This window comes from Streptococcus mitis (assembly GCF_946188585.1).
Taxonomy (GTDB): Bacteria; Bacillota; Bacilli; order Lactobacillales; family Streptococcaceae; genus Streptococcus; species Streptococcus mitis_DG.
The window spans coordinates 40553-64474 of record NZ_CAMHVI010000005.1; the positions used below are offsets into that span (position 1 = coordinate 40553).

The window sequence follows — 23922 nt, forward strand, 5'->3', positions numbered from 1 at the left end:
GAACCTTGCGGTTCGATTCTCTACAAAATATTTTCGTAAGTATCGCGGACTTCTTGAGGCCAAACACTTGTTTGCACTTCTCCGATGTGTTTCTTGCGAAGTAGGAACATGGCCATCCGAGATTGTCCAATTCCTCCACCGATTGTCAATGGGAATAAGCCGTTCAACAAAGCCTTGTGCCATTCCAATTCTAAACGGTCTTCATCACCTGTGATGGCAACCTGACGGCGAAGAGTTTCTTCATCTACACGGATTCCCATAGAAGACAACTCAAAGGCTCCACCTAAAGACTCATTCCAAACAAGAATATCACCATTTAGACCCTTATAGCCATTTTCAGACTCACTTGTCCAGTCATCGTAGTCTGGTGCACGTCCATCGTGCGGTTTACCGTCTGGTAATTCACCACCGATACCGATCAAGAAGACTGCTCCAAATTCTTTACAAATAGCATTTTCACGCTCTTTTGGTGTCAAGTCTGGGTAGCGTTCTACCAACTCTTCTGTGTGGATAAAGGTGATTTGTTTTGGCAAGACAGACTCAATATCATAGCGGGCTTCAACAGCTAGCTCAGTCAGGCGAATAGCCTTATAAATCTTCTCAACTGTTTCTTTTAGGTAGGCAATGTTACGTTGTCCATTTGGGATAACCTTCTCCCAGTCCCACTGGTCAACATAAACAGAGTGGGTCGCATCAAGCGAATCTTCGTCTGGACGAAGGGCCTTCATGTGGACGAAAAGACCTTCACCTTCACCGAAACCAAAACGAGCCAAAGTGTGGCGTTTCCATTTGGCAAGGGAGTGCACCACTTCGTAAGTAGCATCAGGGATTTGGAGAACCTTGACCGATACGGCATTCTCCACACCTGATAAGTTGTCCTGCATCCCGTCGCCGACCCTACTCAAGATAGGACCTTGAACTTCGACAACTTCTAACTTATCTTTCAAATACTGGGTAAAAGTGTTTTTGACAAAGGAAATTTCTTCTTGTTGATGGATAAAACTTTTCTTCATAAACTACTCCTCAAAAAATTAATTAAAAGCATTATACACCTATTTCCAAGAAAAGAAAAGACCAAATATAAAAAAATCAGTGCTCCTTCGAACACTGATGTTAGGGACCTTTAGTCATTGCGACCGAAGATACGTAGAATACTTAGGAAAAGATTGATAAAATCAAGATAGATACTGAGAGCCATTGACACAACCCAACCTGTCTCTACACGACCTTGTGATTGCTCATATGCATAGCGAATTCTTTGGTTGTCCCAAGCAATCAGACCAGAGAAGACCAAGACCATGGCTACGCTAATCATATAATCAAAGAAACCGCTAGCCAAGAAAATATTGACTACCATAGCAATCAACAAACCGATAAGAGCCGCCATCATAGCCCGACCAAGGCCACTCAAATCTTTCTTGGTGAACATACCGACTGCCGCCATGACAAAGAAGAGAAGGGCGCTTGATACAAAGGCAGATAAAACTGTACCTGGAGTATAGAAGGCCACCACAAAACTGAGGGTAAAGCCGTTTAATACTGAGTAAAGTAAAAATACTGGAAGAGCCGCTGGACTATTCTTCGAAGCCATACTGCTGGCAACAAAGACCAGAGCTAGCTCTGCAAAAGTAGCAATGGTCAACCAGAGGCGTCCCTGCATCAAAAAGTAAACCAACTGAGACTGAAAGACGGTCAACATAAGACCTGATACTAAAGCGGATAGCCCGATCCCCAGACCAACAAAGGCATAAACCTTAGCATAAAATTGATTGAGACCTGCGCGGTCGTGAATAATAGTGTGATTCATCTTTTCTCCTTTTCTATGAACATCTTTCCTTGATTATAACAAAGAAAGTTAAAATTAGCTTAAATGGAAAATTAAAATACCAGCTGCAACGGCAACATTGAGGCTCTCCGCCTGCCCCTTCATACTAATGTGGACCAACTGGTCTGCACTTTCAGCCATAAGGGGACTAATTCCTTGCCCCTCATTTCCCATGACTAGTACAAAATTTTCTATAGGAGGCAGTTCTCTGTAATCAACAGAATCTTTAGATAAGGTTGTTGCTAGCACTGGGATAGCTGCCTCTTTGGCTTCCTTAAGAAGCCTTTGACTAGACATCCGGTAAATAGGCAGATGAAAATGACTGCCTTGCATAGAACGTAGGGTCTTGAGACTGTAGATATCTGCCGACTTTTCTGAAACAATCACTCCAGTAAAACCTGCTGCATCCGCAGTCCGAATAATGGTTCCCACATTACCAGGATCTTGCACATCTTCCAAAAACAAGAACTTGCCCTGACTCAAATCAACTTGTCCTACTTCTTCTTTTTGAACCACGGCAACAATTCCTTGTGGAGTCTGAGAATCCGCCAAATCTAGTAAAATATCCTCTGAAACCCAGACAGTTTGCGGAAACGAGGCTAATTGGTCTCGATAACTTTCTAGGGCAAAGATTTTCTCAATCGTCACTCCAGCTTGAACAGCTTCTTCAAACAAGTGCCAACCTTCAATCAAATAGGCCGACTTGCGGTATTTTTTTTGGTGTAATTTCTTGGCATTTTTTACCACAGAATTAGCTTTTGAGGTTATAATAGTCATAGAAATATTATAACACAATCAAAGGGGTTTGGTATGCAAAAGGTTAGAATGATTGCCCAAGGTAGGGTACAGGGAGTCGGCTTTCGTTGGGGTGTTTACAGCTTGGCACTTGAAATTGGTGGCATCACAGGTCGAGTATGGAATAACGACGATGGCACAGTGGAAATATTAGCCCAAGCAGACTCATCTGCTACCATGGCAAAATTTATCCAAGAAATCCGCAAAGGACCCACACCTTTTTCAAAAGTCAGCTACTTAGATGTCAAACTAAGTAACTTTCCTCCCTACCCTGACTTTAAAATCGCAAATTAAGTCTCTAGAACTATTGTATATTTTGTAAAAAAACAGTAGAATAGAAAGGTATAATTTTTAAAGAAGGAATAAAAACAGTGAAATCTATTAAACGTTTTGCACTCTCGACTATGGGAGTGGCTATGTTGCTTGTCTTGACTGGCTGTGTTAGCGTCGATAAAGCAACAGGAGAGCCAACAGGATTTATTTGGAATACTTTCGGAGCGCCTATGGCTGAAGCTATCAAGTACTTCGCTACTGATCAAGGTCTAGGCTTTGGTATGGCTATCATTATCGTAACCATTATCGTGCGCTTGATTATCTTGCCACTTGGTATCTACCAATCATGGAAGGCAACGCTTCACTCTGAAAAGATGAACGCCCTCAAGCACGTCCTTGAGCCACACCAAACGCGTCTCAAAGAAGCAACGACTCAAGAAGAAAAACTCGAAGCCCAACAAGCTCTCTTTGCTGCTCAAAAAGAGCACGGCATCAGCATGTTTGGTGGTGTAGGATGCTTCCCTATCCTCCTTCAAATGCCTTTCTTCTCAGCTATCTACTTTGCTGCCCAACATACTGAAGGGGTTGCTCAAGCAAGCTACCTAGGCATTCCTCTAGGTTCTCCAAGTATGATTTTGGTTGCCTGCGCAGGTGTCCTTTACTATCTTCAATCGCTCCTTTCACTTCACGGAGTAGAAGACGAAACGCAAAGAGAACAAATCAAGAAAATGGCTTACGTGAGCCCAATCACGATTGTTGTCTTCTCCCTCATTTCACCAGCCAGTGTCACACTTTACTGGGTTGTCGGTGGTTTCATGATGATTCTCCAACAGTTTATCGTCAACTATATCGTTCGTCCAAAACTTCGCAAAAAAGTCCGTGAAGAACTAGCCAAGAACCCACCAAAAGCACGTGCTTTCTCAACACCAAATGGACGAAAAGACGTTACCCCTGAACAACCAACTGCTATCACAAGCAAGAAAAAACACAAAAATCGCAACGCTGGAAAACAACGTTCGAGATAAAGCTACGTAAATTATCCAATAATTAAAAAACGAATGAATGATAAATAGTTTTCATCAACTAGATATCATCATTCGTTTTTATTATCTACCGTTACATCTTATACTAGTCGAAAAAATTAAATAGTTTAAAAGCTCACATATAAAAACTATTCAATCATAGATTAACAAGTAAATCACTATGATTTAATACAATTCACAGTTATTAAAACTTCTGCTCCCTCGTCTCTATTTCTAAGCTCAACTCGGCCTTTGTGTAGTTTTGCAACTCTACATACAAAACTTAGTCCAATACCATAATGTTGCTCTTTATACGATCTAGCTTTATCCATACGATAAAAGAGCTTTCCAAAATTAGTTAAAACTTCATCTGGAAATTCCGAACCATTATTCCATATACCTATTTTCAATTCCTTCCCCTCTTGCTCTACTCTAATTTTAATTTTAGGATTCTGTTTATCGGCGTATTCCAAAGCATTTGTTAAAATATTTTGTATGGCACGAATCAGAAGAGATGGATTTATATAATAGTTTTCAGTTCCTTTCACATTTTGTTCAAAAGAAAACTTCATCTGATTTTTTATCAAAAAAGAGACTTCTTTCTCTAATTCATTGATAAAATCTGAAGAGGAATACTCCGTCCAACCTGTCTCATCATCATAATAGGTTTTAGAATAGTGAATCAATTGATTGAAATAATCTAGTAACTGTTGACTAGCTCTTTCTATATCTGCTAAGCATTCTTGAGATTGGTCGTTTTCAGTTATCGTCTGCAAAAATTCCACATTTCCTCTAATAATGGTTAAGGGAGTTTTTAAATCATGAGAAGCTGCTGAAACCTGAAACATTAAATCTTCCTTCTGCTGTTTCTCATTAACTATTAATTGTCGAATTCTATCTTGCATCACAATAATCCGATTTCCTGTCTCGCGAAATTCTTTAACCGTTAAACTTTCTGTACATTCCTTCTTCAACCACATACTATTTTCATAAATCAAAGTCATTTCATAACTCAGTTTTTTCAACAATTTTCCAATGTGATAACTTATTAGAATAATCAATAAAACACAAATATATATCCATGATGACACATTAAAAAAGATTGATAGAACACCACTATTGTTTAAAGGTTTCCCATCTTCATTTATTTGTATAGATACAGAAGCTAAGGGAATAAGATAGGCCATTAGTAAGCCAAGACTAAACTGCCAAATAATTCTCCAACAGGTTTCTCGAATTAATTGTCTAAAACTTTTGATTCTACCCATTGATATCCTCCACCGTATAAGGTTTTAATTGGATTTAATTGATAAGGTTTCAGCTTTTGACGAATTTGATAAATGTACTCTGAAACCGAACGTAAAAGCGCTTCTGAACTTTGTGGATATAGATAATTATAAATTTCCTCAATAGAATATATTTTACTTGGGTTGCTTGCCAAAAGATTCACTATGTCAAATTCCCTCCTTGTCAGAGCAATCTTATCATCATTTACAAATAGTTCCTTACTATCCGTATATAGTATAAGCTTCCCAATCTTTATTTGATGAACATTTCCTTTAATCCGTTCTTCACGACGTAAGTGCATTTTAACACGTGCTAACAATTCTTGCATACTAAAGGGCTTCATAATATAATCATCAGCACCTGCATTGATTCCAGCTACTAAATCTTCATCCATATCCTTGGCAGTTATAAAACAGATAGGGACAGTTATCTGCTCGCGAATCATCTGACAGATTTCTAAACCACTAACAGGCATCATAATATCTAATAAAATCAAGTCAAATCCTGTAAAATCACAAAGATCAATCTCTTCTATCTTATTTCGTATGACTACTTCATATTTTTCATATTCTAGTACTTTTTTTATTAGGCGAAGAATAGCAAGATCATCATCTACAACCAAAATTTTATAAGCCATAACTCACCCTCCTGAATATATTATAGCACTAACTGAGAAAAAGACAGGATATCCCCTGTCTTTAGCGTACATTTCTTCCTATTAGTATCAGTGTAGCAAATAGAAAAACAATTAATAACCAAACTATTTGTATCCCTAAACCTTGCCACACTGGATAATAAAGCGACAAGGGATGGGTATAAAAACAATTCATACTAGCTAGTAATGGTAAATTTCTAAAAAAAGAACTGAATTGTAGTAACATTTGTCCCAACCCCAATAAAAGGGATAAACTGATTCCCAAAATTAAGATAAAAGACTGGGAAATAAATACAAAAATACCACTTAAAAGAGAGAAGGTTAGAATAGAAATACATGCTGGAAATAGAATTGTTAGAACATGTTTAATATTACTCAAAAGATTGATATTGTAGTATCCTTGCGCGATTAGTATGCATAATGATATTACAGCAACCAATAATACAATTTCCATACATAATACAATAGCTAGTTTAGATATTATAAATTTCAAACGGTTTGGACAGGTAAGAAAACTGGTACGAAGGCTAGAACCTGTAAATTCTTGACCTATAAATAGAACCGCTAGACTAACGAAACCTGCCTGTCCTAAATAGAGACTTTGCAGTAGCTGTTCCAAAACAAACTGTAGAGTCAACTGGTCTGGCTTACTATTTAAAAAAACAACCATCGCCGGAATACACAGTAATAGAGCACCTATAATCAACCAGTGCCAAGGATTCATAATAAACTTGAGATACTCACTTTTAAGTTGTTCTTTCAACTTATTCACCTCCTCCGATATCTGACTTGAGTAAGCGGTAAATTGCTAAAGCCAAGAATGAGAAGTTCCAACAAAGTAAAAATAAAATATTTTGTAAACTATTATGTTCTAAAATTTGAGGAGATGTAGCAATCAATCCTTGCCCCAATGCAACTGGAAGAAATTTTGCAACCGATATATAGTTTGCTAAGAATGTTCCTAAATTGTAGACTTGAGGAAGCAAAAATAATAGAGGAACAATGGCTGTTTTAAATGTCAAAGCCATAATATAGGCCAGCAGTCCCAACAAAGTCCAAGCTATACTGGCTAAAAATATATAGAACCAAACTGTTCCATTTAGTGAAAAAAGCAATAAGCCATCTTGTCCTAAAACATAATGTGTCATGTTAATCGTCAAGAATATTGATAGAAAGGAAATGAAAAAAGAAAATACAAGCCAAACTAATGTTTTTGAAACTAGGAAAGTACTTCGATTTGTAATAGAGAGGAGGCTTGTACGAATAGCAGAGCATTTATACTCCTCGGCTCCGTAAATTGAGCCTAGGATAATCATAATAAAAACACCAAATAAAGTGACATCAAAACCTAAAAATTCAATAGGAGGTATAGATTCTGCTAATTCTGGATTTGTCTCTGGTGTAGCATGGATACCAACTGAAACAATCTGAGAAGCACCAATATTTGCTAAAAACGTTTGAAATACCAGTATCAAGAATAGTACAACATGAGTAGCTCTCTTATAAAGTAATTTCAATATTTCAGAATGAAGAGAGTAAATAAGTGCCATATCACTTCCCTCCCTCTGTTAAACTAAAGAAGACTTCTTCTAGTGAAGAAAGATTTTTCATCACTTCTTGTAAAGTCCCTTTTATAAGAACTTTTCCTTTATTTATGATAACTACATCATCTGTTACTGCTTCCACTTCCGATAATATATGAGATGATAGCAAGACTGTTTTCCCTTCTTGAGCTTGTTTTTTTATAAACTCTCTAAACCACCGAATTCCTCTTGGATCCAACCCATTAGTCGGTTCATCCAATATCAGGTACTGAGGATTTCCTAATAGAGCTGTTGCAATCCCCAAGCGTTGTCCTTCTCCTAATGATAATTTTCCAATTTTAGATTTTTTCTTATGGCTAATATCCACCATATCCAAGACTTGATCTATTCGCTGACTGGATATCCCATTACTAGCAGCAACAATTTTCAAATGTTGATAAACAGTCCGATCATCAGGAGCACCTACACTGTCAAATGAAGCTCCTACAGTCTTTAGAGGAAATTTTAATTCCTTATAAGTTTGATCTCCAATTTTGGTAAGACCAGATGTTGCTTTGTCTAATCCTAATAAAATACGTAAGGTTGAACTTTTTCCAGCTCCATTTGGACCTAGGAAAGCAGTCACTCTACCTGCTTTTGCTTCAAAAGAAATATCTTTTAAAATTTGAGCTTGGCCATACGACTTACATAAATTTTTAATGGTAATACTTTGTTCCATGATGTTCTCCTATTCTATTTAATATTTCTAAAAGTAACTATATCTTACATATTCATTTTCGGATTTTTTTCAGAATTTCAAGAGTCAAAAGATTTAATACTCAATGAAAATCAAAGAACAAACTAGGAAGCTAGCCGCAAGCTGCTCAAAACACTGTTTTGAGGTTGCAGATGGAAGCTGACGTAGTTTGAAGAGATTTTCGAAGAGTATAAAATTTTGTTTTATTTAATTATATATATTTGTGTAAACTTAAAAGCCCGATGTTTCCATCAGGCTTCTTTTTTATCCATGTACACGTTTCATATAGTCTTGATAACTTTCGGTATCCATGAGTTTTTTAGCATTTTTCACGCGGTCTGCTGTTGGTGGTTTGACTCCTTCGAGGGAATATGGAATTCCCAATTCACGCCATTTGAATTCACCCATGGTGTGATAAGGTAGAATTTCAAACTTATCCACATTTTTGAGGGTCTTGACGAATTTCCCAAGTTCAATCAGGTCATCGTCTCTGTCTGTCAATCCTGGAACTAGCACGTGGCGAATCCAGACAGGTTTTCCAATATCTGATAGATATTGGGCACAGGCCAAGATATTTTTATTGGTTTGGCTAGTGACAATCTTGTGCTGTTCTTCGTTGATTTCCTTGATATCCAAGAGGACCAAGTCAGTGACAGCCATGAGTTTGTCAAACTTCTCAAGGTAACGTGGTTTATTACGGAAAGGAAGGGCACAGGTATCCAAGGTACAGTGGATTCCGTGTTCTTTGGCCTTGGTAAAAAGGGCAATCAAGAAATCAATCTGCAAGAGGGCTTCTCCTCCACTGACTGTAATTCCACCCTTATTCCCCCAGAAACCGCGGTAACGCAAGGCTTCAGTCAAGACATCATCTACCGTCCGTTCACGTGATTTATTGGACTCCATAGCCCAAGTGTCCGGGTTGTGGCAATACTGGCAACGCATGTGACAGCCCTGCAAAAAGACAATAAAGCGAATACCAGGCCCATCTACTGACCCAAAGCTTTCTGTCGAATGCACCATTCCTGTCACTTGTCCATAATCAATTGTTTCTTCAGACATATCGTTACCTTCCTTGAAAACGTTTTATAGTTTTATTATATCACGACTTGAAAGAAAAACAAGATTTTTGCCTATTTTTTAGAAAGCAATCTGTTTTTCAATTTCATTTTCAATTACTTATCATTTTATTCTTCAAAATCAAAGCCATACAAGGTTGCAAAATAGTCCTCAGGGCGCTCTGCACGGCGGATTTGACGGGCTTTACCTTCTTCGGTATAGAGGATTTCCGCAGAACGAAGTTTGGCGTTGTACTGGTAGCCCATTGAAAAACCGTGAGCACCTGTATCATGAATTACCAGCAAATCACCGATTTCTGTATGAGGCAGTTCGCGATTCACTGCAAATTTATCATTGTTTTCACAGAGTGAACCAACCACATCTACGACTTCAGCTGGTCCATCTGGATGGGTCACGTTAGTAATATGATGGTAAGCTCCGTACATAGCTGGACGCATGAGGTTGACTGCTGATGCATCCACACCTAGATAGGTACGGTAGGTTTCCTTCTTATGAGTGACTCTTGTGATCAAAGCACCGTGAGGGGCGAGCATAAAGCGACCCAATTCGGTGAAAATATTGATCTGACCAAGACCTGCTGGCGTAAGGACCTCTTCATAAACCTTACGAACCCCCTCACCAATCAAAGCAATATCATTTGGCTCCTGCTCAGGACGATAGTTAACACCAATACCGCCAGAAAGATTGATAAAGTCTAGCGAAATGCCCAACTTTTCCTTGATTTCAACAGCCAATTCAAAAAGCTGACGAGCCAACTCTGGATAATAGAGATGGGTGACGGTATTAGATGCTAGAAAGGAGTGAATCCCAAAAGTCTTGGCTCCTTTTTCCTTCAAGATGGCAAAAGCTTCAAAGAGCTGGTCCTTGGTCATGCCAAACTTGGCTTCTCCAGGATTGTCCATAATGTCTGTTCCTAGCTCAAAAACGCCTCCAGGATTGTAACGACAAGAGATGATTTCTGGAATCCCTGCTGCACGCTCTAGATGTTCAATATCTTCAAATGCATCCAAGTTAATGGTTGCACCCAATTCACGCGCATAGGCATATTCCTTATCTGGCGTGTTGTTTGAAGAGAACATGATCTCAGAACCTGGAAAATCCAGTTTATGGCTCATCAAAAGCTCCACATAACTAGAGCAGTCCACACCGCAACCTTCCTCTTGGAGAATTTTCAAAATAGCTGGAGTTGGAGTAGCCTTTACTGCAAAATATTCCTTAAAGCCGTTGTTCCACGAAAATGCTTGGTTGACGGCTCTTGCCTTTTCACGAATTCCCTTCTCATCATACAAGTGAAAGGGAGTCGGGAACTCGGCAACAATCGCTTCTAAGTCTTCTTTATTGATAAATGGTGTTTTCATAAGTTTCCTTCTATTCTATTTGCAAAGAAAGGCTGGGACAATCGTTCCAACCTTTAGTTCTATCTCTTATTTATCTTCGTCAAAGATATTACCAACCTCAACATCGATGGTTTGATTCTTGACATCAATATTGGTTACCTTCAAGAGTGACTTGTAGTCAAACTGCTTTTCGCGTTCTTCTTGAGCATTATCCGCAAAGACCGCTACACCAGCCAATTCTGAATCAAACTCACGCAAGAGACTGATCATCCCATTGACAGTTCCACCACCTTTCAAGAAGTCATCCACAATCAAGACACGGCTACCTGCCTTGAGACTACGTTTTGAAAGGAACATTTTCTCAATGCGGTCACCACTTGAACCGGATACATAGTTGACGCTGACAGTTGAACCTTCGGTAATTTTCAGGTCACGGCGCACAATAACAAAAGGAACATTGAGGACATTGGCAACTGCATTTGCAAGTGGAACACCCTTAGTCGCTACGGTCATAACAGCATCAATTTTTTGGTCCATAAAGCTTTTGGCAATAATGCGACCAATATTTTTCAAGATAGCTGGTGTGCTAAGCAAATCAGACAGGTAGATATAGCCACCTGGCAAGATGCGGTCACTTTCTGACAGCTTGGCACGCAAGTCCTCAACCATTTCCTTGGCATCATGGCTTGAGATTGATGGTGTAAAAATGACACCACCACCAGCACCAGTTACTGTCTGGATATGACCGATTTCAATTTCCTCAAAGGCGCGTTTGATAATCACGATATCCTCTGAGATGGATGATTTAGCAGATTCATACTTTTCAGCAAAAGTATTGAGACTAGTTAGTTTATAAGGATTATTAATCAAATAGTTGGAAATAACAACCATCCGATCACTTCTTCTTAATTTCATTTCTATTTCCCACTTCATTTAATTTTGATATTTTATCTATTATACCATATTCACATAAAAAAACGAACATTCTTATCCTAAAAATGCTCGTTTTTCTTAAATTATTAATCTAAATCTGGTTTATAGAAGGAACGATTGTCCATAGCGAAGATTTTATTGGTCATCTCTCCTTTATCCACCAAAGCCAGAGCTGTTGACATCATCATCATGCTTGCATCCAGATTGTCAATCATATGGATAATCTCTGCCTCCATGATACGTGGACGAACTGGACTTCCGTACTCAAGTAAGCCGTGGTGGCTGAGGATAACGTGGCGAAGCAGAACGACTTCTTCCTTGGTATCATCAATGCCGAGTTCCATAACTGTCTTGGTAATTTCGCTATCAATGAGAGCGATATGTCCAAGAAGATTGCCTCGCACTGTGTACTCGGTCTGGTCTGGTCCCGTCAATTCAATGACCTTAGCCAAGTCATGCAACATAATCCCCGCATAAAGCAGGCTCTTATTGAGCTGAGGATAGACCTCGCTAATGGCATCTGCCAAGCGCACCATGGTCGCCGTATGATAGGCCAAACCCGTTTCAAAGGCATGATGGTTAGTCTTGGCAGCTGGATAAGAGTAGAATTCCTTATCATATTTGGTGTAGAGATTTCGGACAATTCGTTGCCAAACAGGATTTTCAATTTTAAAAATCATTTGCGACATGTAATCACGAATTTCCTTGACGTCAACTGGCGACTTGACCTTGAAATCAGCTGGATCATTGGGTTCACCAGATTGAGGCAAGCGCAAGGTGATTTGATTGACCTGAGGGGTATTGTTATAAACTTCTCGGCGCCCTTTCATGTGAACAACCTTACCTGCAGTAAAGGCCTCAACGTTATGAGGTTGGGCATCCCAGAGTTTCCCTTCAATCTCGCCACTATCATCTTGGAAGGTAAAGGCCAGGTAGTTTTTCCCAGCTCGTGTCTGTCTCAGGTCAGCTGATTTGATTAGGTAAAAACCTTCAAACAGCTCATCTTTTTTCATGTGACTAATCTTCATATTCTTCCTCATTTTCTTGGAAATGGAGTAGATCAAGCGCAGGCTCACCTTCTGATAACTCAATGTGACGGAGCGTCCGCTCGATAGCTGTAGTGCGACGGTTTAATAATTCATCAATATTGCCAGAGGCATGTTGGAGATGTTTTTGTGCCTTGACCAGAATGCCACCAAACTTGGCAAACTCGATCTTGACACTGGCAAGAGTCTTGCTAATATGGTCAGCACTCTTTTGGATATTGAGAGTTTTGAAGCCAACTGATAGAGAGTTAAGCAGAGCCGACAAGGTACTTGGCCCTGCGACAATAATCTGCTCTTCCCGTCTCAAATCATCAAAGAAGATAGGATTGCGGACGATTTCTGAGTAGAGACCTTCTGTCGGAACAAACAAAACTCCAAAATTGGTAGTCCGAGGCGGTGCTATGTACTTGCTCTTGATATCCTTGGCAAAGCGTTTGACGCTGGCTAGGAGCGACTTACGACAGCGTTCGATCTCGTCCTTGTCACCCGCTTCATAGGCTTCTTCTAAGCGGTAATAATCTGCCAGTGGAAACTTGGAGTCAATCGGTAAGTAGACATATTCCTGGTCACCCTGTCCAGGCAACTTGATGGCATACTCCACTCGTTCGCTAGAGTTTTCAACCGTTGCAAATTCTCGCTCGTACTGGGCTGGTGTCATGATATCTTCGATGATTTGCCCCAGTTGCAATTCTCCCAAAATTCCTCGCGTTTTGGTTCCAGAGAGAACCTTATTAAGAGCACCGACATCACGCGCAACTGTCTGCATCTCTCCAAGGCCTCGATTGACAGACTCCAGTTGTTTGGAAACTGTCTCAAAGGAAGCCTGCAAGCGTGTCTGTAAGGTCTTTTCTAGTTTTTCCTCGACTGTTTGGCGCATTTGTTCCAAGCGTTGCTCATTTGATTCCTGCAAGGCTTGGAGACGTTGGTCAGTCTTGTCTCTGGTTTGGAGGAGATTATCTGTCATTTCTTGACGAACCTGAGTCAGACCTTGGTGCAATTCAATTCTCACTTCTTGCAAACGGTCACTGACAGACACTTCCAAATCTTTTTGATCTAACTGGCTGGCTTGTCTTGCTTGTTCAAAGCGGTAATCCAACTGGTCTGACAAGTGATCTGCCTGATCCTCCAAGATCTTACTTAGATGTTTTTCCTGCTTATCCTGCCTTTGCCAAATCAGAAAGATACCAGCTAGGTTGGCAATCAATAATAGAACAAGTAAACTTTCCATCCTACCTCCTGTCCTTGCTATGCAGTACGACCACATAACCATCTGGGCAAGTCACCGAAACTTCCCTATCTATATATTCGTTAGAAGCGTACACTTTTTTAAAGAAAAAATTCTCCTCTGTCAACTCATACTTAGCTCCGAGAATAGTCAGCTGGCTATCCCGAACTGGCATAAAGGCTAGATAGTCGTAGTCTGAACGGGGTTCTAGCTGACTGGTCCCTTCTGGACAATAGGCAATCAAATTTTGCCCATCCTCAATTTCTATCTGGCGCATATAGGGCGCCAACTTAGGATTGCTAGGTAGAAAGACGTTAGCTAGCATATGATCAATACGACCACCCAAAGCACCGAAAATAGTAACCTGAGCCTGAGAATTTTGCTCAAAGATGGTTAAGAGAGCCAATTCCAGATCTGTATCATCTTTTTCTGGTCGGGCTTGAACAAAATGCTGGGCACGTTTTTGAATCACCTGTCGCTCTTCTGCAGTAACAGAATCAAAATCCCCAACTGCTAGAGCAAGAGGCAGCTTTTCTTCCAAGACCCAGAGCGAGCCTCGATCCACACCGACAAAGCAATCAAAGTCTGTCCGATAATGACCGCGGTCTCCGCCTGCAAAAACGGCAACCCTAGTCCAGTTGTTTTCTGAGAGTTTGTACTCGCTCATTGACATCTCCCTTAAAGACATAGGATCCTGCTACAAAAACGGTCGCACCAGCTGCTTTAGCCTGAGCAATAGTTCGATCATCAATCCCGCCATCCACTTCGATTTCAAAGTTCAAGCCTTTTTCATCACGAAGAGCAACCAACTCATGGACCTTATCCATGGTCTCTGGTAGAAAGGCTTGCCCACCAAAGCCAGGGTTAACTGTCATGACTAAGACTTGGTCAACTAGGTGAAGCACGTGCTTAATCGCCTCAACAGGCGTACCAGGATTGATAACAACAGATGGCTTAACACCGAGTGAACGAATTTTTTGGAGGGCGCCATGGATATGAGGTGTTGCTTCTACATGGATACTGATGATATCTGCACCTGCGCGCGCAAAGTCTTCTAAGTGGTGTTCAGGATTCGCCACCATCAAGTGGCAGTCAAAGACCATCTTGCTATGAGGGCGAAGAGCTTCGACCACACCTGCACCAAAACTGATTTGTGGCACAAAGTGCCCATCCATGATATCGATATGGGCATATTCTGCCCCAGTTGCTTCTAGGCGTTTGATTTCACGTTCAAAGTTGGCATAATCTGCTGCCAGAATTGACGGAGCAATCTTGTATTGAGACATAGGTTTCTCCTTATTTTGGAATTTTTTTGCTGACTTTTTTATAGGTTTCTCTGCGATTTTCAATCTCACTGAGGAATTGCAGGTAGTTATCGAAACGGAAGGACGCAATGATACCCTCTTCAACAGCTGGCTTAACTGCGCAAGACGGCTCATGGGTGTGGGTACAAGTGCGGAATTTGCAGTCTCGACTGACAGTGGTAATCTCTGGAAAGGCCTGATTGAGGTCTTCAGCCGTTGATACTTCATAATCCAAGGATGAAAAACCTGGTGTGTCTGCGATTTTACCTCCATTGAGATTATAAAAACTAACTGCTCGAGTAGTATGACGGCCACGACCTAGACTGTCTGAGATTTCTCCTGTTTCAAGATTGAGATCTGGTGCGATTTTATTGAGAAGAGTTGATTTTCCAACACCTGTCTGCCCCATAAAGACTGTAACCTTGCCTGTTAACAAGGGCAAAAGTTCTTCCTTACAGGTCACAAAGTCATAGCCAATGTCACCATAGGTTTGTTGGTAAAAATCCAGTTCCCCTCTATCTTCCAGCAAGTCCATTTTAGAAATATAAACAATAGGATGAATGCCCTTGTGTTCCAAAAGAACCAAGAAGCGATCCAGCAAATTGCTATTAAAATCCGGTTCCTTGACGGACATAATCACCACAGCTTGGTCAATATTGACAATAGGCGGACGGACCAGACTGTTTTTCCGTTCATGAATTTTGAGGATATAACCTTCGGAATTTTCCTCCGCAGAAAAATCTACCCAGTCCCCAACGTAGGGTGTATGACCTTTTTTGCGGAAATTCCCACGCGCACGTGTCTGATAGACTTGGTCCTCACTCTCCACATAGTAGAATCCTGCCAAGGCTTTAATGATTTGTCCCTTCATCTTAGAGTCCTTGTCCTTTGAGCGCATCTGCTAAACTAGCAAATTCTGCCAAGCTAAGAGCTTCTCCACGCACAGATGGTGACAAACCTGCCTGGTCCAAAGCCTTGCTCAATTTATCCTTAACTTCTTCGGTCTTGCCAAAGTAGCCTGTCAAATTGTTCCACAAGGTCTTACGACGATGAGTGAAACTAGCCTTGGAAACCTTAAAGAAGAAATTCTCGTCTTCCACTGCTACGGCTGGCTCTGGACGACGCACCATTTTTAAAATGGCTGAGTCCACATTTGGCGCTGGCACAAAGACTGTACGCGGCACGATGAAGGCAACCTTGGCAGTCATGTAATACTGCACGGCGATTGACAAACTGCCATATGCCTTGGTATTTGGTTGAGCCGAGATTCGATCCGCTACCTCTTTTTGCATCATGACCACAAACTCACTAAAAGGAATCCCACTCTCGATCAAGTGCATGAGAATAGGCGTTGTGATGTAGTAAGGCAGATTAGCCACTACCTTGATTGGCAGGTCAGGATTTTTAAAATTCTGGATATGTTGCGCCAAATCGACCTTGAGAATGTCCTCGTTGACTACGGTCACATTGTCAAAATCACGCAAGGTATCTGCCAAAATAGGCACCAAACGGTGGTCGATCTCAAAGGCCATAACTTCTGCTGCACGCTCAGCCAAAAACTCCGTCAAGGCACCAATCCCTGGCCCGATTTCGATGACATTAACCTGGTCATCAATCTCAGCCGTATCCACGATTTTTTGAAGAATATTGGTATCCGTCAAAAAATTTTGCCCGAAGGACTTTTTAAAGGTAAAACCGTGACGCTCCAGCACTGCCTTGGTCACGCTGTAATCTGCAATTCTCATTTATTCTCTTTTCTAATATCTGTTACTACTATTGTAACACATTCCCCTTACATTTGGGGGCTGCTTAGCTGTTCTCATAAGATTTCATAGCTTCTTCCACTTCTGCCAAGGAGACTCCAAACAACTCTAGACGTTTAAGGAGTTGCTTGCCGTTAGAATAGCCAATTCGGAGAGCCTCTCCTAGATATTCTCGTCGCTTACGACTATCTGCTCCTGCTAGAAAACCAAGGCGAATCAAGTCGCTACGACTAATATCAAACTGGCTCTCCTGTTCAAATTGTTCTGTCACCTGAGCTAGAGCCGTTTTCAAGTCTTCATAGCTGGCATGCTCAATTCCCAGAGACCGTCCCTTGGTTTTGGACTTGGGAACAGCTTCATCTCGCTTGAGGAAGGCGTGCTGAACTGTTGGAATGGCCGTCATAATCATGCGACGAATCCGCTCCCCATTAAAATCTGGGTCTGTAAAGACAATGACTCCATGGCGTTGGTGTAGACGCTGAATCCGCTCTATATCCTGGTCATTGATGGCAGAACCTCGAGTCTCATAGGTCTCTACCTCGAAATAACGTTTGAGATTGGCCGTATCATCACGCCCTTCAACCACGATGACTTGGGAAATTTTCTCTTTCATTACTTGCTGTCCAATCCAAAAATTCGTTCTGCATTTGCAGTTGTTACCTCCGCTAGCTCTTCTGTCATCATGCCACGCAAATTCGCGATAAAATCTACTACATAGCGAGTATAGGCTGTTTTGTTTTCACGACCCCGTTTAGGAACAGGAGCCAAGTAGGGAGCATCCGTCTCCACCAAAATCTTGTCCAAAGGAAGTTCTCTAGCAGCTTCTTGGATATCGGTTGCCTTCTTGAAAGTCACCACTCCTGAGAAGGAAATAGTCATACCAAGCTCGACAAACTTCTCTGCCCATTCAAGAGTTCCTGAGAAAGAATGCATGATACCACCACGAGGACCAACTCCCTCGCTCTTGATAATCTCATAGGTGTCTTCCAGCGCATCACGGGTATGGACCACAAAAGGTAAATCCAAGTCCTTAGATAACTGAATCTGACGACGAAAAACCTTCTCCTGCACTTCCTTAGGCGCTGTCATCCAATGGTAGTCCAAACCAATCTCACCCAAGGCAACAATCTTGGGATGTTTTAACTTATCCAACAAGTAAGCCTCGACTTCCTCCGTATAAGTACCAGCTTCTGTAGGATGCCAACCAATAGTTGCGTAGAGTTGGTCGTACTCATCCACCAACTCCAAAGCACGCTCAATCGTCGGTTTATCAAAACCAACAATATTCATCTGTGTCACACCCATCTCAGCAGCCAAGGCAATTTCTTCTGCCTCACGACCCGCAAATTCTTCTACATTCAAGTGTGTATGTGTATCAAAAATCATCTCTTCTAACCTCGTTTTCTATCTTCTATTATACCAAAAAACTGCCCTCTCTCCTCATCTGTAAAAAATATTCTAAAATCCATCGTCGTCTCTTGACGCAATTTTTTCAAAGCAGTATAATAGCACTTATTGAAATTTTCAGTAAAGGAAAATACCATGTTTACAAAATTAAAACAGACCTTTATCGGTCAGCCTCTTAAGTCCTTAACCGAAGGCGAAGGGGGACTACTGGGAAAAATGCAGGCGCTAGCCATGTTATCAAGCGACGCTCTATCTTCCATTGCCTATGGGCCTGAGCAAGTAGCCCTCGTCTTGGCTAGTCTCTCTCCTCTTGCGATATGGTGGAGCCTTCCTATCGGCCTCTTTGTCCTCTTGCTCCTGGCTAGCCTGACCGTTTCCTACCGTCAAATCATCCACGCCTACCCTCAAGGGGGAGGAGCCTATATGGTTACTCGAGAAAATCTATCTCCCGAACTTGGCTTGATCGCTGGAGGTAGTCTGCTGGTTGACTACATGCTGACCGTAGCGGTATCTGTTTCATCTGGAGCAGACGCTATCACAGCAGCTCTCCCTGCTCTCCACCCGTACAACCTCCACATCTCTATTTTTCTGGTTTGCTTGCTCATGCTCTTGAACTTACGAGGCTTAAAAGAATCTGCCAGCTCACTGATGATTCCTGTCTATCTCTTTATCATTAGTACTGTCTTTCTCTTGCTCTATGGAATCTTTCAACTAATGACAGGGTCTCTTAGCTATCAGGCAACTTCTCCTATCGGGCATGCTGTACCGAGTCTGTCTATCGTTCTCATTCTAAGAGCCTTTACCAGTGGCTCTGCCTCTCTGACAGGAGTTGAAGCTATTTCAAATGCCGTTCCCTTCTTCAAGGCTCCAAAAGAAAAGAATGCCGCTCAGACCTTGACCATCATGTCACTGATTTTAGGTTTTCTTTTTGCTGGTATTACCTTCCTAAACTACTGGATGGGGATTATGCCTCAACACGGAGAAACTATTCTTTCACAGATGGCTCAAGGCATCCTTGGTAATTCCTTCTTAGGTCACCTTGGCTATTATATCTTCCAATTCTCCACAGCCTTGATTTTAGCCGTAGCTGCAAATACTGGCTTTTCGGCCTTCCCTATGCTGGCCTACAATATGGCTAAAAATAAGTACATGCCTCATCTCTTTATGGAAAAAGGAGACCGCCTAGGCTACTCCAATGGAATTTTAACTTTGGCTTTTGGGGCTATGATTCTTCTTCTCATTTTTAATGGCAATACCGAACGTTTGATTCCTCTCTATACTATCGGTGTCTTTGTTCCTTTTGCCCTTTCTCAGACTGGGATGATTCGTCATTGGAAAAAGGAAAAAGGAGCAAACTTTTTAAAACCTGCCCTTGCCAATATCATTGGGGCAATCATTTGCTACGCTATTGTGCTAATCTTGCTCTTTTTCCGTCTCAGTGATATCTGGCCTTTCTTCCCGATCATTCTCGTACTCACCCTACTCTTCTTGGCCATTCACAGTCATTACCAAAAAGTGGCCCAACAACTGCGTATCTATGAAGGAATCGAAAAACGTACCTACGATGGCAATCTTGTCCTCGTCCTCGTAGGAAATGTCACCCGAGTTAGCGTTGGAGCCATTAACTACGCTCAAAGTATCGGTGACGAAGTCCTAGCCATGCATATTTCTACCAAGGAGACCGCAGAGAAAGACCAAGAAATTCTCCAAGAATTTGCCGATTACTTCCCAACCATTACTCTGAAAAACATCAAGACCAGCTATCGCGATATCATCACGCCTACTGTCAAGTATGTCAAACGTATTTCCGAGGAAGCCCAGAAAAAGAACTATACAGTCACTGTCCTTGTACCCCAGTTTATCCCTAATAAACCTTGGCAAAATATCCTTCACAATCAAATGAGCCTCAAACTCAAATATGCCCTCCGTTGGCACCAAGACGTCGTTGTCGCTAGCTACTCTTATCACTTAAAAGAATAAATAAAAGGCCCTACCAGAAGCAAGAAGCTCTGGTAAGGCCTTTTTCTGAATCCAGCCACTATGCTTAACTGAAAAGCATGACTAGGAATACTATTGAATATGGTTAGCTAAATCTTCCTGAGCTTTTTTATTTGACTCAGCTTTTTCTTTTAGCCATTTTTCATAGAGTTCTTGATACTGTTTAGCAGTGACTGGCTCTTTTTGCAATTCAACATATTTGTAGTTGTCCGCATTTCCCTTATGACCAACGAATGAGAATGGACCTGTAAACGGTACAGTCTTACGGAAGATTGGGTTAGCTCCACCACTTTGAACTGGTAGGAAGAGGGCACTATCTGTCAACCAAGCTTGGGCTTCAGCATATTTTTCATAGCGAGCTTGAGTATCTGTGATTTCCGCATCAGCCTGATCCAAGAGTTTCTTGTAGTCAGAAAGACCAATCTTGTCCTTGACTTCCTTGTCTTTTCCTTCAGACAAGCCCATGTTTTTCAACTGAGAACCTGTCTCTGGATCAAGAATAGCTAGGTAAGTCTTAGGATCTGAGTAGTCTCCACCCCATCCGGAGATGTCGATATCGTAGTCTTTTTGTTCTGCTGTATCTGCAAAGTAGGTTGCCTGGTCTTTTTCATCCGGAGATAGTTGGATAACATCAATGACTACATTATCCTTACCAAGGGTTTCTTCCACTGTTTGTTTGAAAGATCCAGCCTGTTGCACATCCAACTTAGCAGTCTGGTCAACTGGCATATCCAAATGAATTGGGAAGGTTACTCCTTGAGATTGTAAACTTTCTTTGGCCTTAGCAAATTTCTCTTTGGCCTTGTCAGGGTTCAAGAAGGCTTGCTTACCATCGTTTAGATTGATATTTGCCCAATCTTTACCGTAGTTGACAATTTTTTCATTGACAAGGTCACCAAAGTTCTTATCACCCACTTGGACAAAGTTACTTGGTGTAACCGTGTTACGCAAGATACGGTCTGCTCCATCTTCACCATTTGTCTGGGCTGCATAAGCATGACGGTCAAAGGCAAAGTTGATAGCCTGACGGAAATCTTTATTTTGCATAGCTGCGCGTGAATCAGTCTTTTCCTTATCAGACTGCTTCATAGTCTGCTTGTAGCTTTGGCGGTTGACGTTGAAAAGATAATAGAAAGTAACTGAGTTCTGTGGTGTATAGGTAATCTTGTCCTCGTTTCCCTTCTTGAGTTCAGCAAAGACTGAACTTGTTGGGAAAATACGGCCGTCTGTATAGTTACCATCCAAGAAACCTCTAGCAATGCTGTCTTGGTCAGAACCGTCAAAGAATGAGAGTTTCACTTTCTCGATTTTAACATTGTCCTTATCCCAGTAATTAGGATTTTTATCAAATTCAATCAAAGATTTTGATGTGAAAGATTTAAACAAGTAAGGACCATTTGACAAGATACTTGATGGTGTCACACTTCCAAAGTCATCTCCCTTAGACTTCAAGAAGGCTTCATTTACAGGACTAAGAATACTTGCTGTTGTTTTAGAGTTCCAATAAGTTTCAGGTTGGTTGAGGGTATATTGGAGCGTGTAATCATCCACTGCCTTCACACCAACAGTTCCAAAATCTGATGTTTTTCCTTCAACATAGTCTGCTAGCCCCTTGATAGAGTCTTGCACCAAGTACAAGTTCTCAGCTTTTTTATCAGCCGCATACTTAAGACCAGTCACAAAGTCATGAGCCGTTACATCCGCATACTCTTCTCCTTCAGAAGTATACCATTTAGCCCCCTGACGGATCTTATAAGTGTAAGTCAAACCATCTTTTGACACTGTCCATGACTCAGCCATAGATGGAATGAGATTTCCATACTGGTCGTTTTCCAACAAGCCATCAATCAAGTTGGCTGTGATACTAGATGTAGAGTCTCGAGTAGAGGTAATGTAATCCAAAGTATCTGGATTGTTGACAAAGATATAAGAGTAAGTCTTATCTGCATTGCTTGATTGAGATGATCCACACGCTGCTAGAGCTAGACCCGCTGTCAAAACCATAGCTCCAAAAAGCATAACTTTTGATTTCTTCATGATTATTCTCCATTTTTTACAGTATGTGAAATATTATACACCATTTAGGCAAAAATATAAAGCCTTTTGTACTTTTTTACAAAAATAAAAATCAGTAGACTCGAGTTCCTACTGATTTTTGATATAGTTCGTTTGGATTATGCAGCCAAAACTTTGCGTCCTTTACGACGACGAGCTGCCAATACGCGACGACCGTTTTTAGTTGACATACGGTTACGGAATCCGTGTTTGCGCGCACGACGAAGTTTACTTGGTTGATAAGTACGTTTCACGATGAATACCTCCTCATAGATTTTGTATTCGTTTAGCCGGCTATAAAGTGATCAGTTACTAAACATACTTTACTATTCTATCTGATTCTTTCACTTTTGTCAATAGCTCTAGGCAAATGTTTCCAGCTTTTTAGCGCTTTTTCTGATGTAAGCCCTATCTACGATACTGTTTCAAGAATCGAGTCATCTTTTCTTGGATTTGGGCTAGTTCATCAACACGAGGAAGGTAAACGATACGGAAGTGGTCTGGTTCCTGCCAGTTAAAGCCTCGACCATGAACCAAGAGAACCTTTTCCTGCTTCAAGAAATCAAGGACAAACTGTTCATCATCATCGATACGGTACATATTGCGGTCGATTTTAGGGAAAATATAAAGTCCAGCCTTAGGTTTAACCGCAGACAAACCTGGGATGTCCTGAATGGCATTATAGATGAAATTTCTTTGCTCGTAGATTCGTCCACCAGGAAGAAGCAATTCATCGACTGACTGGTGACCACCCAAGGAAGTTTGTACGACTTGTTGGGCCAAAACGTTAGAACAAAGGCGCATGTTGGACAGCATATTGAGACCTTCGATATAGCCTTTAACATGTGTCTTAGGACCAGACAAGACCATCCAACCCACACGGAAACCAGCGATACGGTGGGATTTTGACAGACCATTCATGCTGACACAGAAGACATCTGGTGCCAAGCTCGCCACAGGCGTATGCACATGCCCATCCATTACCATGCGGTCATAGATTTCATCCGCAAAGATAATCAAATCGTTCTGACGGGCAATCTCAATAATCTCTAGCAAGAGTTCCTTAGGATAAAGGGCTCCAGTTGGGTTGTTTGGATTGATAAGGACGATTGCCTTGGTATTGGAGGTGATTTTTGACTTAATATCGTCAATATCTGGGTACCATTCTGCAGCTTCATCACAGATGTAGTGAACAGCATTTCCCCCAGCTAGGCTGACAGCAGCTGTCCAAAGAGGATAGTCTGGCATAGGCACCAAGACCTCGTCTCCATTATCCAAAAGCCCCTGCATGGACATAACAATCAGCTCACTGACACCATTTCCAAGGTAGATATCATCAATATCCACGTTTGGGAATTTCTTCAGCTGGCAATACTGCATGATGGCCTTACGGGCTGAGAAAATCCCTTTGGAGTCAGAATATCCTTCACTATCACGCGCATTCATAATCAAGTCATGAATGACCTCATCTGGCGCTGTAAAGCCAAATTCTGCTGGATTTCCGGTATTTAGACGTAAAATCTTTTCTCCGTTTGCTCGCATCCGCATGGCTTCTTCCAAAACAGGACCACGGATATCATAAGCAACATGCTCTAACTTACTAGACTTGTTATATTCTTTCATCTTGTTTCCTCAATTCA

Annotated in this window: 25 protein-coding genes; 3 read left to right on the forward strand and 22 right to left on the reverse strand. The window is 41.3% G+C overall.

Translation table 11 applies throughout. The annotated features are described in order from the left end of the window. Window positions 1-20: 20 nt before the first annotated feature. The 3 genes from asnA to N8M66_RS07125 all read right to left on the reverse strand — a co-directional run bounded on the left by asnA (window position 21) and on the right by N8M66_RS07125 (window position 2602). A complete protein-coding gene (asnA, locus tag N8M66_RS07115; protein WP_049510788.1) occupies window positions 21-1013 on the reverse strand; it encodes an aspartate--ammonia ligase in 993 nt (330 codons plus the stop codon). 110 nt (window positions 1014-1123) lie between these two features. Further along, on the reverse strand, window positions 1124-1807 hold the full coding sequence (locus N8M66_RS07120; RefSeq protein WP_049510787.1) for a Bax inhibitor-1/YccA family protein: 684 nt from the start codon (window positions 1805-1807) through the stop codon (window positions 1124-1126). A gap of 54 nt (window positions 1808-1861) precedes the next feature. Then, on the reverse strand, window positions 1862-2602 hold the full coding sequence (locus N8M66_RS07125) for a TrmH family RNA methyltransferase (RefSeq protein WP_261046450.1): 741 nt from the start codon (window positions 2600-2602) through the stop codon (window positions 1862-1864). A 33-nt stretch (window positions 2603-2635) separates the two neighbouring features. On the opposite strand from N8M66_RS07125, the gene N8M66_RS07130 reads away from it, so the two are divergent. Further along, a complete protein-coding gene (locus tag N8M66_RS07130; protein ID WP_001174616.1) occupies window positions 2636-2914 on the forward strand; it encodes an acylphosphatase in 279 nt (92 codons plus the stop codon). 77 nt (window positions 2915-2991) lie between these two features. After that, window positions 2992-3918 (forward strand): membrane protein insertase YidC, encoded by a 927-nt coding sequence (gene yidC, locus N8M66_RS07135; protein WP_261046453.1) that lies wholly within the window; start codon window positions 2992-2994, stop codon window positions 3916-3918. Window positions 3919-4094: 176 nt separating this feature from the next. Here yidC and N8M66_RS07140 read toward each other — a convergent pair whose 3' ends face one another. From N8M66_RS07140 to N8M66_RS07215, 16 genes are all read right to left on the reverse strand, one after another. Then, window positions 4095-5183: a sensor histidine kinase gene (locus tag N8M66_RS07140; RefSeq protein ID WP_261046458.1), complete on the reverse strand. Its 1089-nt coding sequence runs from the start codon at window positions 5181-5183 to the stop codon at window positions 4095-4097. Beyond that, window positions 5153-5839 (reverse strand): response regulator transcription factor, encoded by a 687-nt coding sequence (locus N8M66_RS07145; RefSeq protein WP_000323581.1) that lies wholly within the window; start codon window positions 5837-5839, stop codon window positions 5153-5155. Before N8M66_RS07145 ends, N8M66_RS07140 begins: the two co-directional genes overlap by 31 nt. A 61-nt stretch (window positions 5840-5900) precedes the next feature. Then, on the reverse strand, window positions 5901-6620 hold the full coding sequence (locus N8M66_RS07150; RefSeq protein ID WP_261046460.1) for an ABC transporter permease: 720 nt from the start codon (window positions 6618-6620) through the stop codon (window positions 5901-5903). Window position 6621: 1 nt separating this feature from the next. Continuing rightward, entirely contained in the window at window positions 6622-7407 is a 786-nt protein-coding gene (locus N8M66_RS07155) for an ABC transporter permease (RefSeq protein WP_261046461.1), read from the reverse strand. Between the two features lies 1 nt (window position 7408). Then, entirely contained in the window at window positions 7409-8119 is a 711-nt protein-coding gene (locus N8M66_RS07160; protein WP_049551846.1) for an ABC transporter ATP-binding protein, read from the reverse strand. A gap of 282 nt (window positions 8120-8401) precedes the next feature. Continuing rightward, window positions 8402-9196 carry a pyruvate formate-lyase-activating protein gene (gene pflA, locus N8M66_RS07165; protein WP_001288286.1) on the reverse strand — a complete coding sequence of 265 codons (795 nt, stop codon included), beginning with the start codon at window positions 9194-9196 and terminating at the stop codon, window positions 8402-8404. Window positions 9197-9321: 125 nt separating this feature from the next. Continuing rightward, the gene (locus N8M66_RS07170; RefSeq protein ID WP_261046463.1) at window positions 9322-10572 is read right to left on the reverse strand and encodes a diaminopimelate decarboxylase; all 1251 of its coding nucleotides are present in this window, start codon (window positions 10570-10572) and stop codon (window positions 9322-9324) included. Window positions 10573-10638: 66 nt separating this feature from the next. Continuing rightward, complete coding sequence (gene purR / locus N8M66_RS07175) at window positions 10639-11466, reverse strand: pur operon repressor (RefSeq protein WP_004255834.1); 828 nt, start codon at window positions 11464-11466, stop codon at window positions 10639-10641. 104 nt (window positions 11467-11570) lie between these two features. Further along, window positions 11571-12512: a 3'-5' exoribonuclease YhaM family protein gene (locus N8M66_RS07180; protein ID WP_261046466.1), complete on the reverse strand. Its 942-nt coding sequence runs from the start codon at window positions 12510-12512 to the stop codon at window positions 11571-11573. Further along, window positions 12502-13758, reverse strand: a complete 1257-nt coding sequence (gene rmuC / locus N8M66_RS07185) for a DNA recombination protein RmuC (protein WP_261046468.1) — start codon at window positions 13756-13758, stop codon at window positions 12502-12504. The genes N8M66_RS07180 and rmuC overlap by 11 nt, the downstream gene beginning before the upstream one ends. A gap of 1 nt (window position 13759) precedes the next feature. Then, a complete protein-coding gene (locus N8M66_RS07190) occupies window positions 13760-14422 on the reverse strand; it encodes a thiamine diphosphokinase (RefSeq protein WP_000006127.1) in 663 nt (220 codons plus the stop codon). Continuing rightward, window positions 14385-15041, reverse strand: coding sequence for a ribulose-phosphate 3-epimerase (gene rpe / locus N8M66_RS07195; RefSeq protein WP_033684738.1), 657 nt, complete (start codon window positions 15039-15041; stop codon window positions 14385-14387). The genes N8M66_RS07190 and rpe overlap by 38 nt, the downstream gene beginning before the upstream one ends. A gap of 10 nt (window positions 15042-15051) precedes the next feature. Then, complete coding sequence (gene rsgA / locus N8M66_RS07200; RefSeq protein WP_261046567.1) at window positions 15052-15930, reverse strand: ribosome small subunit-dependent GTPase A; 879 nt, start codon at window positions 15928-15930, stop codon at window positions 15052-15054. A gap of 1 nt (window position 15931) precedes the next feature. Next, complete coding sequence (gene rsmA, locus N8M66_RS07205) at window positions 15932-16804, reverse strand: 16S rRNA (adenine(1518)-N(6)/adenine(1519)-N(6))-dimethyltransferase RsmA (RefSeq protein ID WP_261046469.1); 873 nt, start codon at window positions 16802-16804, stop codon at window positions 15932-15934. Window positions 16805-16868: 64 nt separating this feature from the next. Then, window positions 16869-17435, reverse strand: coding sequence for a ribonuclease M5 (gene rnmV / locus N8M66_RS07210; RefSeq protein ID WP_261046477.1), 567 nt, complete (start codon window positions 17433-17435; stop codon window positions 16869-16871). Continuing rightward, on the reverse strand, window positions 17435-18208 hold the full coding sequence (locus tag N8M66_RS07215) for a TatD family hydrolase (protein ID WP_261046478.1): 774 nt from the start codon (window positions 18206-18208) through the stop codon (window positions 17435-17437). Before N8M66_RS07215 ends, rnmV begins: the two co-directional genes overlap by 1 nt. 156 nt (window positions 18209-18364) lie before the next feature. Here N8M66_RS07215 and N8M66_RS07220 point away from each other — a divergent pair, with 156 nt between their 5' ends. Then, window positions 18365-20209, forward strand: coding sequence for an APC family permease (locus N8M66_RS07220; protein WP_261046480.1), 1845 nt, complete (start codon window positions 18365-18367; stop codon window positions 20207-20209). A gap of 90 nt (window positions 20210-20299) precedes the next feature. Here N8M66_RS07220 and N8M66_RS07225 read toward each other — a convergent pair whose 3' ends face one another. The 3 genes from N8M66_RS07225 to N8M66_RS07235 all read right to left on the reverse strand — a co-directional run bounded on the left by N8M66_RS07225 (window position 20300) and on the right by N8M66_RS07235 (window position 23905). Next, window positions 20300-22264, reverse strand: a complete 1965-nt coding sequence (locus N8M66_RS07225; protein ID WP_261046483.1) for a peptide ABC transporter substrate-binding protein — start codon at window positions 22262-22264, stop codon at window positions 20300-20302. 137 nt (window positions 22265-22401) lie between these two features. After that, on the reverse strand, window positions 22402-22536 hold the full coding sequence (gene rpmH, locus N8M66_RS07230) for a 50S ribosomal protein L34 (RefSeq protein WP_000831905.1): 135 nt from the start codon (window positions 22534-22536) through the stop codon (window positions 22402-22404). Between the two features lie 154 nt (window positions 22537-22690). Then, a complete protein-coding gene (locus N8M66_RS07235; protein ID WP_000666455.1) occupies window positions 22691-23905 on the reverse strand; it encodes a pyridoxal phosphate-dependent aminotransferase in 1215 nt (404 codons plus the stop codon). Window positions 23906-23922: the final 17 nt, after the last annotated feature.